Here is an 11,671-nt window from a genome sequence, read left to right as displayed (position 1 = left end):
CGATGGGGCAGATGCGCTTGGTGATTGTGGGGGCGGGCGGCAGAATGGGCCGGGCCCTGACACGCGCCGTGACCGAAGCGTCTGGAGCCTGCGTTGTCGCCGCAATTGTACGCGAAGGCTCCGAACTGCTTGGCCAGGACGCCGGTGATCTGGCCGGGACCGGGACGCTGGGCGTTCCGTTGAGCGATGATCCGCTGACGGCATTCGCAGCCGCCGACGGTGTCCTGGACTTCACGACGCCTGCCGCAAGTCTCTGGTTCGCCGAACTGGCCGCGCAGGCGCGCATCGTTCATGTGATCGGAACGACCGGCTGGAGCGAGGGCGAGGATGCGCTGCTCCCGGCGGCTGCCCGTCATGCGCGGATCGTCAAGTCCGGCAACATGAGCCTGGGGGTCAATCTGCTTGCAAGCCTGGTGCGCCGCGCGGCCACCGCGCTGGATGCCGATTTCGACATCGAAGTGCTGGAAATGCATCATAAGCACAAAGTGGATGCGCCGTCCGGTACGGCGCTGCTGCTGGGCGAAGCCGCGGCCGAGGGGCGTGCCATGGATCTGGCCGCCCACTCCGTGCGTGCGCGCGATGGCATCATGGAACCGCGCAAGAGCGGCGATATCGGTTTCGCCACGTTGCGCGGCGGATCCGTCATCGGCGAGCACTCGGTGATTTTCGCCGGCGAGGGAGAGCGCATCGAGCTGACCCACCGGTCCGAGGACCGTCAGCTCTTCGCACGCGGTGCGGTGAAGGCCGCCCTGTGGGGCTTTGATCAGAAACCGGGGTTCTATTCGATGGCCGATGTCCTCGGTCTGAATTCATGACGTGGACTGTATATTTTTGAGGAGAGAGGCATGGATCGCCTTCTTGTGCTCGTCCGTCACGGACAGAGCGAATGGAATTTGAAGAACCTTTTCACAGGCTGGAAGGATCCGGGCCTGACGGAGCAGGGCGTGGCTGAGGCTCACAAGGCCGGTGAGCAGCTCAGGGACCTGAAATTGACCTTCGACCTGGCTTTCACGTCCGTTCTGTCGCGCGCGCAGAAGACGCTCGACATCATTCTGGAGGAACTCGGTCAGAGCGGTCTTGAAACCTTTAAGGACCAGGCCTTGAACGAGCGCGACTACGGCGACCTGACCGGCATGAACAAGGATGAGGCCCGCCAGCAATTTGGCGAGGACCAGGTCCATGTCTGGCGCCGCTCCTACGACGTTCCGCCGCCGGGCGGGGAGAGCCTGGAAATGACCGCCGAGCGTGTTCTGCCGTTCTACAAGGCGGAGATCCTGCCCCGGGTCCTGTCGGGCAAGCGCACGATCGTAGCCGCGCACGGCAATTCGCTGCGCGCGCTCATCATGGAACTGGAAAACCTCACACCCGAGGAGATCCTGAAACGTGAGCTGGGCACCGGAACGCCGATCATCTATCGGCTCGACGAAAACGGCGGCGTCGTCAGCATGCAGGACCTTGCGGACTGAACCGGGTGAACTGAACCGGGCGGGGCCGCATCGGATTTCATGTGAAAAAGGGGGCGGTTTCGCCCCCTTTTTTGTCAGATCTCGAAGCCGTTCTGCGACGCGAGGTTTTTCAAGGGCCTTTCAGGCCGCGCGCCGACGTGACTGATGACGCTGGCGGCGCAAAGGCAACCCAGTTCGGCCGCATCCTGCAACGCGTACCCGCGGGCCAGGCCAAACAGAAAGCCGGACGCGAACAGGTCGCCGGCCCCGGTCAGGTCGACAACATTGTCCACGTCGTTGGCCGGTACGGTGCTGGTTTCTTCGCCATTGAAGACCATGGCGCCTTCCTTGCCCAGCGTGAGTGCGGTCAGGACACCCGTTTCCCGGGCCGCCGAAACGGCGGTTTCCAGGTCTGATGTCTCGTAAAGGGCCTTGAGCTCGTGCTCATTGGCAAACAGCAGATCGACCACGCCGTCTGTGAGCAGCGACTGGAATTCGCTGCGGTAGCGGTCCACGCAGAACGAGTCCGACAGGGTGATCGCCACCTTGCGTTCGTTCGCATGAGCGATTTCGGCGGCTTTCAGGAACGCCTTTTTCGCTTCCTCCGGATCCCAAAGATAGCCTTCCATGTAGGTGACGGCGGCAGCGGCCACGACGTCCTCATCCACATCCACGGGGCTGAATTCGGTACAGGCGCCCAGATAGGTGTTCATGGTGCGCTCGCCGTCCGGCGTGATCAGGATCATCGACCGGGCGGTTGGCTTCCATTCACGCAGCCGCGGCGTGTTGAAGTAAACGCCGGTGCCGTTCATGTCGTGATAATAGGCATCTCCGAGTTCGTCTTCAGCGACCTTGCCGAAATAGGCCGGACGTCCGCCCAGCGAGGCTATGCCCGCCGCCGTGTTGCCGGCGCTTCCACCCGATATGCGGACGGTCTGTCCCATCTTGTCGAACAGGCGGACGGCTTCGTCCGTCTCGATCAGGCGCATGGAGCCCTTGATCAGGTTTTCCTGCAGCAGGAAGTCCTCTTCGACATGCGCAAAGACGTCGCATATGGCATTGCCGATGCACAGGGCGTCAAATCTCGTTTCAGTCATGAAGTCCTCTGGGGTTGCCCGTTGATACGGCGTCAGGAGAGTGGATTGGGCCGCAGGGCGCGATTGGCTTCCGGTTCCTTGATCTTGTCCCGGAAGGGGCTTGCCCGGTAGACGCCGAGCATGTTCAGTTCCGCACAGAAAAAGGCCAGTTCCTCAAGGGCAAGAGCAACAGCGGGATCCTCGGGATGACCTTCGATGTCCGCATAGAACATGGAAGCAAAAAACCGGCCTTCCAGCTGATAGGATTCCAGCTTCGTCATGTTGACCCCGTTGGTCGCGAATCCGCCGAGTGCCTTGTAGAGCGCGGCCGGAACGTTGCGGACCCGGAAGATGAACGTGGTGATGACCGGCTGGCCGTTATGCGCGGCCTCCATCTTATCGCGCGAGAGGATAACAAAGCGTGTCGTGTTGTGGGCCTCGTCCTCCACGTCCCGGCGCAGGATGTCGAGACCGTAGATCTCCGCAGCCATTTCCGGGGCGAGCGCGGCCACGGACGGGTCGTTCATCTCGGAGATCTGGCGGGCCGATCCCGCCGTGTCACCGGCCACAACGGCGGTCAGGCCGAGTTCACGAATGACCTTCCGGCACTGTCCCAGTGCATGAATATGGCTGTGAACCTTTTTCAGCCCGGCCAGCGTCGCGCCTTTCGGAGCCATCAGTTGAAAGCGGATCGGCATGAAATACTCGCCGATGATGTGCAGATTGGATTTCGGCAGCAGGTGGTGGATGTCGGCCACGCGCCCGGCGACCGAATTCTCGATCGGGATCATCGCTAGGTCGGCACTGCTCTCGGCCATGGCCGAAAAGCAGTCCTCGAAGGTCGGGCAGGGAATCGCGTCGTAGTCGGGATAGACGCTCTGGCACGCCATGTGCGAATTGGCGCCTGTCTCTCCCTGAAACACTATCTTTTTTCTATCGCTCATGGGTCTTTCAGCCTCGCGGCGGTCTTCTGTCAGGTGGTCAGGTAGGCTGCCCGGGCCCGCTCCAGGTCCTCGGGCGTGTTCACGTCCATCGGGGCGCTGTCGATGATCGAGACATCGATCCGCATGCCCGCTTCCAGGGCGCGCAGCTGCTCGAGTTTCTCGCGCGCCTCCAGCGGCGAGGGCGGCAGCCGGACGAAGTCCGCCAGGGCGCTCCGGCGATAGGCGTATATGCCGATATGCTGGTAAAGCGGCCCATCGCCGCTCGGTGCGGTCGCACGGGTGAAGTAAAGCGCGCGGTGATGGCCCCGGCCGTTCGGCGTGGTCACCGCCTTGACGAAATTCGGATCGTCCCGAAAGACCGGATCGGTGATCTCGGTCATGATCGTGCCGATAGCGACCTCCGCGATGCCGAGCGGGGTGAACGCGGCGCGAATCGCTTCCGGTGCGATCAGAGGCACATCGCCCTGCACATTCAGGATGACGTCATGGGCCGCATCGGGGTCAAGCAGGCTTGCCGCCTCGAAAATCCGGTCCGAACCGGACTCGTGGTCCGTGCGCGTCATGACGGCCCGGCCGCCATGATCCTGAACGGCCTCGAAGATGTCCCGGTTGTCGCAGGCGACCGCAACCGGGCCGATATCGGCGTTGCGGGCCTGTTCAAGAACCCGCACGATCATCGGTTTTCCGCAAATATCGGCAAGAGGCTTGCGCGGCAGGCGCGTGGCCGCCAGACGGGCCGGAATAATCACAAGTGCTGTCGTCAACAGGGTCTCCCAGGGGCCGCAGAGATGCGCCGAAGCGCAAAAAACAAGGCCCGCGTCCGTTTGTCGTATCAGATGCCCTTTTAAAGCTATGGACAGCAAGGTCAAAAAATTTGTAGGTTCCGGCAAAATTCGACAAGCTGATAGGGGTCGCGGTTTGGCTGCGGACCCGGACGCGTATGAGCCTGGAGCCGGAGAGAATGGATTCCTTCACGCTGAACAAGGCCGCCGGGGCGGTCCTGATGGTCCTTATTTTGACGATGGGTGTCGGGATTGTATCCGACATCATCTTCCATCCGACGATTCCGGGAAAGCCGGGCTATGAAATCGTCGTGGCATCCGCGGAAGATTCCACATCGGAAGTCGAGGCTGTTCCGGAAGTCGCGCCGATTTCCGAGCGCCTGATCGAGGCGGAAGCCTCCGCCGGTGAAAAGGTCGCCAAGAAATGCGCGGCCTGCCATGACTTCAGCCAGGGCGGCGCCAACAAGGTCGGCCCCGGACTTTGGGATATTGTCGGCCGCAAGCCCGGTGGACATGAAGGCTTCGGGTATTCTTCCGCGATGGTGGCTTACGGCGAAGAACATCCGGAATGGACTTTCGAGGAACTCGATCATTTCCTGCTTGCACCGAAGAAACATGTTTCGGGAACAACCATGGGTTTTGCAGGCCTGCGCAAGCCGGGCGACCGCGCCGACATGATTGCTTATCTTCGTGAGCTGTCCGACGCGCCGAAGCCGCTTCCGGCGGAGTAAGTCTCCGCCACCTGGCAATGGCATGCTGAATTGTTTGAAAGCCGGGTTCCCAACCCGGCTTTTTTATTTGAATTAGATCGAATATTAATAAATCTTACGCAACGTCGCCTTGAAGCGACCGGCAGGGCCGGGCAAGGACCGCATGGGCATACATTTGACGCGAAATATATTCTCAGGGTCGAACGGAACGTGGATCGCGGCGGCCGTCGCCGCGGTGTGCTTTCTCGCGGGCATAACCGTGACGGCCCATGTCGGTCAGCTGGTCCGCAGTGAAATGGTGTCCCTGCACAAGCAGCAGGCTGTTGCGAGCCTGTCGGAAGCGCGTGCCCGGCTGGAAGGCGAAATCAACCGCACGGTTGCTCATGGTCTTGGCATCAGGGCCTATGTGGCGCAATTCGTCGATAAATCCTTCGACATGGATGACTATAGCCAGATCGCGGTCGACCTGATCGAGGAAAATCCGTCCATACGCTCCGTCGGACTTGCGCCCAACAACATTCTTCGTGCCGTGTTTCCGTTAGAGCCGAACCAGTCGGCCATCGGTCTGAACTACCGGCTGAACACCGCGCAGTGGCCGGCGATCCGCGAAGCCATGATGTCGCGCAAGGTCGTCATCGCCGGACCGCTGGAACTGGTTCAGGGCGGTTCGGCCCTGCTGATCCGAATTCCGGTGTTCCCATCGTCCTACCCGGGTCAGGCCATGGGAGAGCGCAGCTACTGGGGGGTTGCCACGCTCGTCCTCGATCAGGCGGAATTGATGGCGCAGTCGGGGATCGGGGATGTTGTCAGCGGAATCCGGATCGGCGTTGTCAACAAGGCGACCGTCGACAGCAGCAAGATGGTTTTCGGCAGCCCGTCACTGTTCGAAAAGGACCATGTGTCCTTGCCGCTTCATCTGCCCGGCGGGCTGGAGTGGAACCTGATCGGGTATCCGGAAACCGGCTGGTCGAGCGCAGGCAACAAGATCTGGATCACCCAGCTGGTCGGCAGCCTGATCTCGCTCGTGTTCGGGTCTATGGCCTTTCTCCTGATCAGCGAGGTCTACAAGGTCCGGTCCATGGCGCTGCATGACCCGCTCACGGGCCTGGCGAACCGCCGCCTGCTGGAAGACCGCATGCATCAGCTCGCCGCCATGTGTGAGCGTACCGGGGCCGGTTTCGAGATCTTTTATGTGGACCTGGACGCCTTCAAGCCGGTCAACGACAATTACGGCCATGCTGTCGGCGATCAGCTTCTCATCGAAATCGGTCATCGGCTGCACAGCCAGGTCCGCCAGACCGATACGGTCGCTCGGGTCGGCGGGGACGAATTCATCGTGCTGACGCCGGGCAACATGCGCCGCCAGGAGAAGGATGCGTTTTTCAGCCGCCTCGAAGAGCGGGTCGCGCAGGTCTTCGAATATTCGGGTGCGCGCATCGACGTGATGGCCAGCATCGGCTCGGCAAGCTATCCGGGGGACGCGGCAACCGTGGATGACCTGCTTCGGGTGGCCGACGGCCGGATGTACGCGCAGAAGGCAAAATCCAAGCGGGATTTGCGGGAACTTCCCGGCAAGGGTCTTCCCCAGACGGGTTAAATTTCTGTCATCAAGGCAAGCAGCGCGTGACGCCGGGCGAGCTGGTCCCTAGACTGACCCTCAAGATCTCCTGTTTTGGGATCGGGATCAGACAAGGGACGGAGAAGCCGATGGTGTTCACGTGGCGTGCAATAAAACGGACCGCCGCCGGGTTTGTACTCGCAAGCGGTGTGGCGATCTGCGGAATCGGGCAGGGGACGGCGGCCGCCGACGAACCCGAGTGGCAGCACGCCACCGCATTCAACGGAACACCCAAATACGGACCCGACGCCCAAGTGTTCGACTATGTCAACCCGCAGGCGCCGAAGGGCGGCAGCGTCCGGCTGGCAGCCAGCGGCGGTTTCGACACGTTCAACATGCTGGCGCAAAAGGGCAACATCGCCCCGGGCATCCTCAATATCTATGAAAGCCTGATGGAGCCGTCGCTGGACGAGGAGGACATCAGCGCGCAATACGGCCTCCTGGCCGATGCCGTGCGTTTTCCCGATGACTATTCCTGGGTCGAGTACCGGCTGAACCCGCAGGCCCGGTGGCACGATGGGGTTCCTGTCTCGGCCGAAGACGTGGTCTGGTCGTTCGAAAAGGCAATCGAGCTCGATCCCAAGCGGAAGTTCTATTTCCAGAATGTCGAGAAGACTGAAATCGTCGATACGCACACGATCCGCTTCGATTTCGACGTGAGCGGCAACAGGGAGCTGCCCAAGATCATGGGCCAGCTCACCATTCTGCCGAAGCACTGGTGGAAAGGAACCAGCGCCAAGGGGGAGCCGCGCGATATCTCCCGCACCACCCTGGAGCCGCCGCTGGGCTCCGGGCCGTACCGGATCCGGGACTTTTCGCCCAATCGGCAGGTCATCTACGAGCGGGTCGAGGACTATTGGGGCAAGGACCTGCCCATCCGGGTGGGCACCCACAATTTCGACGAGATCCGCTACATTTCGTTTCTGGACTTCGCCGTCCAGTTCGAGGCCTTCAAGGGCGATCAGTACGATTTCCACGTCGAACGCAGTTCGAGCCAATGGGCCAAGCGCTACGACTTCCCGGCCGTCAGGGACGGCCGCGTCGTCAAGGAGATCTTCCCGGACAGGTCGAGCGGTGTCATGCAGGGGTTTTTCCTGAACCTGCGCCGGGAGAAATTCCGGGATCCGGAGGTCCGGCAGGCGCTTAACTACGTCTATGATTTCGAAACCACCAACGAAATCGTTTCGGCCAATCTGCTCAAGCGGGTCAATTCCTACTTCGCCGGAACCGAGCTTGCTTCCTCGGGGCTGCCGGAGGGCAAGGAACTGGAAATTCTCGAGGAGGTCCGGGACCAGGTGCCGCCGGAGGTCTTTACAGAGGAATTCAAAAATCCCGTCGGTGGCAACCCGCGGAACGTGCGCGCCAATCTGCGCGAGGCGGTCACCCTCCTGCGCAAGGCCGGATTCGAGCTCAAGGATCGCAAGATGATCGATCCTGCGACCGGCGAGCAGCTCAGCATCGAGTTTCTCTACAGCGACAAGGGCAGCGAACGCACGCTGCTGCCCTATGCGAAGAACCTGGAAAGCATCGGCATCGATCCGGTGCTGCGCCTGGTCGACACGTCGCAGTTCATCAACCGCGTCCGCAATCGGGATTTCGACACCGTGGTTCTGGCGATCGGCCAGTCCCTGTCGCCGGGCAACGAGCAACGCGAATACTGGGGGTCTGCAGCGGCCGACAACGAAAGCTCTGCCAACTACGCTGGTATCAAGAACCCCGCGATCGATCATTTGATCGACAAGGTCATCTTCGCCGAAGACCGGGAAACCCTGATCGCGGCGACGCGCGCGCTCGACCGGGTGCTCTTGTGGAACCACTATGTGGTGCCGCAGTTCTATTCCGACGAGACCCGTACAGCCCGCTGGAACCGGTTTGGCCATCCGGAAAAAATGCCGGAATACAGCACCGGTTTTCCCGAGATCTGGTGGTATGACGAGGCACTGGCGGCCAGGACGGAGGCTGCAAGATGAGCGGGGCGGCCTCTTTCACGCGCAGGCGCCTCATGCACCTGACGGGTGTTGCTGCCCTCGCCGGGCTGGCGCCTTGGCCCGTTCGCCCGGCCTTTTCGGCGGCGAATGCCGCCGGTCAGGGCCCCCGGCACGGCCTGTCCGTCTTCGGGGACCTGAAATACGGACCCGGTTTTACCCATTTCGACTTCGTCAACCCGGATGCCCCCAAGGGCGGCACATTCTCCTTTCAGGCACCCTACTGGTATTTCAACCAGAACACCCAGACCTACAACACCTTCAATTCCTTCATCCTGAAAGGTGACGCACCACCGCGCATGCAGCTGTGTTTCGACACGCTGATGGTGCGCGCCTGGGATGAGCCGGACGCCGTCTACGGCCTGGTCGCCGAGACGGTCGACGTGTCGGCGGACGCCAACACCTTCACCTTTCGCCTGAGGCCCGAGGCCCGCTTTCACGACGGCTCGAAACTGACGGCCGAGGATGCCGCCTTTTCGATCTTGCTTGCGAAAACCGACGGGCATCCCTTGCTCAGCCAGCCGCTGCGCGCGCTTCAGGGGGTGGAGGCTGTCGACGAACTGACACTGGTCCTGCGCTTCGACGGCACCCAGGCCCGCCAGTTGCCGCTCGAAGTCGCCTCCGACTACCCGATCTTCTCCAAGCGCTACTACACGGCTTACGACTTCAAGCAGTCGACGCTGACGCCGCCCCTGTCGTCCGGTCCCTACAAGGTCGGCAAACATGCCGTCGGACGCTTCGTCGAATACCACCGTGTCGAGAACTATTGGGCCAACGACCTGCCCGTGGTCGCCGGCCGGTTCAATTTTTCAACCATCCGGCTTGAATTCTTTCGGGAACGGCAGGTCGCGTTCGAGGCGTTCAAGAAGGGCGATGTGTTCTACCGCGAGGAGTTTTCTTCCAAGAACTGGGCCACGGAATACAATTTCCCGTCCCTTCAGGACGGCCGGGTCGTGCGCAGGGAGTTTCCGGACGGCCGGCCTTCCGGCGCCCAGGGCTGGTTCTTCAACACCCGCCGCAAGAAATTCACCGATCCGAAGGTGCGTCAGGCGCTCGGGTATGCCTTCGACTTCGAATGGTCCAACCAGAACCTGTTTTACGGCCTCTATGACCGGATCCATTCTTTCTTTGAGAATTCCGACATGAAGGCCTCGGGTCCGCCCGCGCCGGACGAACTGGCGCTGCTGGAGCCGTTCCGCGATCAGCTTCCCGAGGCTGTTTTCGGTGACGCCATTGCCCCGCCGGTCAGCGACGGAAGCGGTCTCGACCGGTCCATGCTGCGCAAGGCAAGCGAACTTCTGGAGGAGGCCGGCTACCGCAGACAGGGCAGCGATCTGATCGGGCCGGATGGCGAACCGATGACGATCGAGTTCCTGAACAACACCACCGCTTTCGAGCGGATCACCAATCCGATGATCCGGAACCTGGAAAGGCTGGGCATCAAGGCAAGCCTGCGCATCGTCGATCCGGCGCAATACCAGTCACGCATGAACGACTTCGATTTCGATGTCGCCAGCCAACGGGTGTCGAGCTCGCCGACCCTGTCCGACACCATCCGCGAATTGTGGGGTGCACGGGCGGCCGATGTCCCGGGAACCTACAATATCGCCGGAATCAAGGATCCTGTGATCGACGCCCTGATGGACGTGGTCATCGCGGCGCAATCGCGCGCGCAAATGAACACCGCGGCCCGGGCGCTGGATCGGGTTCTCAGGGCCGGGTATTACTGGATCCCGCAGTGGTACAAGAACGTCCACACGGTCGCCATGTGGGACGTCTACGGGTACCCGCAGGACCCGCCGCGCTATTTCTTCCCCATCGAGGAACTCTGGTGGATAGAGCAGGAAAAGGCGGAAAAACTGGGAAAAGGCCGTTAGGGTCAGGTCAGTCGTGACAGCATGGGCCCGTTTCAGAAGGCCGATTCACAAAGGGAATGCACCAGCTCCATGGGCGCTTATATTCTTCGCCGATTGCTGCTGATGATTCCGACACTCGTCGGGATCATGGCCATAAACTTCTTCATCATCCAGTTCGCACCGGGCGGCCCGGTCGAGCGGGTCATCGCGCAGCTTCAGGGAACGGACGTGTCCGCCACGTCGCGGATCAGTGGTGGCGGCGGCGACATGATCGGTGCCGGCAACGATGCCTCGGGCGGCAGCGGTGCCGCCTCTTCCGACAGCGCCTCGTCCAAATACCGCGGCGCGCAGGGTCTCGATCCGGAATTCATCAAGGAACTGGAAGCCCAGTTCGGCTTTGACAAACCGCCGCTGGAGCGGTTCCTCGAAATGCTCTGGAACTACGCCCGCTTCGATTTCGGCGAAAGCTACTTCCGCGACATCAAGATCATGGATCTGATCGCCGAGAAGCTGCCGGTGTCGATCTCGCTCGGTCTCTGGATGACCTTGATTTCCTATGCGATTTCCATCCCGCTCGGCATCCGCAAGGCAGTGAGTGACGGCTCCCGCTTCGATGTCTGGACGTCCGGCATCATCGTGGTGGCCTACGCCATTCCGGGTTTTCTCTTTGCCGTCATTCTGATCGTGCTCTTCGCCGGCGGGTCGTTTTGGGACCTGTTCCCCTTGCGCGGACTGGTCTCGGACAATTGGGAAGAATTGTCCTGGCCGGCCCGGATCGCGGATTATTTCTGGCACCTTGCTCTGCCCCTGACCGCGATGGCGCTGTCGGCCTTCGCCACCACGACACTCCTGACCAAGAATTCCTTCCTTGACGAGATCCGCAAGCAATATGTGGTGACGGCCCGCGCGAAAGGGCTGTCGGAACGCCAGGTGCTCTACGGCCACGTGTTCCGCAATGCGATGCTGATCGTGGTGGCAGGATTTCCGGGAGCCTTCATTTCGTCCTTCTTCGCCGGTGCGCTCCTGATCGAGACCATCTTCTCCCTCGACGGGCTCGGCCTGCTCGGCTTTGAATCCGTGATCAACCGGGACTACGCCGTGGTGTTTGCGACGCTCTACATCTTCTCGCTGATGGGCCTTCTGGTGAACCTCGTGTCAGACCTCACCTACACCTGGATCGATCCGCGGATCGATTTCGAAAGCCGGGAGGTCTGACCATGGACACGCGTATCAACAAGAACATGGAAAGCGCCGG

10 protein-coding genes are annotated in these 11,671 nt (G+C 61.3%); 7 read left to right on the top strand and 3 right to left on the bottom strand.

The genetic code is table 11. The features are described 5' to 3' along the window. The first annotated feature begins 2 nt into the window (after positions 1 to 2). On the top strand, positions 3 to 815 hold the full coding sequence (gene dapB / locus WNZ15_RS04070) for a 4-hydroxy-tetrahydrodipicolinate reductase (RefSeq protein WP_342891648.1): 813 nt from the start codon (positions 3 to 5) through the stop codon (positions 813 to 815). A 30-nt stretch (positions 816 to 845) separates the two neighbouring features. Further along, a complete protein-coding gene (locus tag WNZ15_RS04065; protein ID WP_342891647.1) occupies positions 846 to 1,466 on the top strand; it encodes a 2,3-bisphosphoglycerate-dependent phosphoglycerate mutase in 621 nt (206 codons plus the stop codon). 74 nt (positions 1,467 to 1,540) lie between these two features. Here the strand turns inward: WNZ15_RS04065 and WNZ15_RS04060 are convergent, their stop codons facing one another. The 3 genes from WNZ15_RS04060 to WNZ15_RS04050 are packed head-to-tail and all read right to left on the bottom strand — an operon-like array spanning position 1,541 to position 4,229. Continuing rightward, on the bottom strand, positions 1,541 to 2,542 hold the full coding sequence (locus WNZ15_RS04060; protein WP_342891646.1) for an adenosine kinase: 1,002 nt from the start codon (positions 2,540 to 2,542) through the stop codon (positions 1,541 to 1,543). A 32-nt stretch (positions 2,543 to 2,574) separates the two neighbouring features. Then, positions 2,575 to 3,465, bottom strand: a complete 891-nt coding sequence (locus tag WNZ15_RS04055; protein WP_342891645.1) for a prephenate dehydratase — start codon at positions 3,463 to 3,465, stop codon at positions 2,575 to 2,577. 29 nt (positions 3,466 to 3,494) lie between these two features. Then, entirely contained in the window at positions 3,495 to 4,229 is a 735-nt protein-coding gene (locus tag WNZ15_RS04050) for a 3-deoxy-manno-octulosonate cytidylyltransferase (protein ID WP_342891644.1), read from the bottom strand. Between the two features lie 197 nt (positions 4,230 to 4,426). Here WNZ15_RS04050 and WNZ15_RS04045 point away from each other — a divergent pair, with 197 nt between their 5' ends. The 5 genes from WNZ15_RS04045 (at position 4,427) to WNZ15_RS04025 (ending at position 11,631) form a co-directional block, all read left to right on the top strand. Then, positions 4,427 to 4,978, top strand: a complete 552-nt coding sequence (locus WNZ15_RS04045) for a cytochrome c family protein (protein WP_342891643.1) — start codon at positions 4,427 to 4,429, stop codon at positions 4,976 to 4,978. 154 nt (positions 4,979 to 5,132) lie between these two features. Further along, a complete protein-coding gene (locus tag WNZ15_RS04040; protein ID WP_342891642.1) occupies positions 5,133 to 6,554 on the top strand; it encodes a diguanylate cyclase in 1,422 nt (473 codons plus the stop codon). Positions 6,555 to 6,664: 110 nt separating this feature from the next. After that, a complete protein-coding gene (locus WNZ15_RS04035; RefSeq protein ID WP_342891641.1) occupies positions 6,665 to 8,545 on the top strand; it encodes an extracellular solute-binding protein in 1,881 nt (626 codons plus the stop codon). Then, complete coding sequence (locus WNZ15_RS04030; RefSeq protein WP_342891640.1) at positions 8,542 to 10,437, top strand: extracellular solute-binding protein; 1,896 nt, start codon at positions 8,542 to 8,544, stop codon at positions 10,435 to 10,437. Before WNZ15_RS04035 ends, WNZ15_RS04030 begins: the two co-directional genes overlap by 4 nt. A gap of 69 nt (positions 10,438 to 10,506) precedes the next feature. Further along, a complete protein-coding gene (locus WNZ15_RS04025) occupies positions 10,507 to 11,631 on the top strand; it encodes a microcin C ABC transporter permease YejB (protein WP_342891639.1) in 1,125 nt (374 codons plus the stop codon). Positions 11,632 to 11,671 lie beyond the last annotated feature (40 nt).

Origin of the sequence: Roseibium sp. AS2 (assembly GCF_038900065.1) — a bacterium.
Classification (GTDB): Bacteria; Pseudomonadota; Alphaproteobacteria; order Rhizobiales; family Stappiaceae; genus Roseibium.
This window is presented reverse-complemented; position numbering and strand designations above follow the sequence as displayed.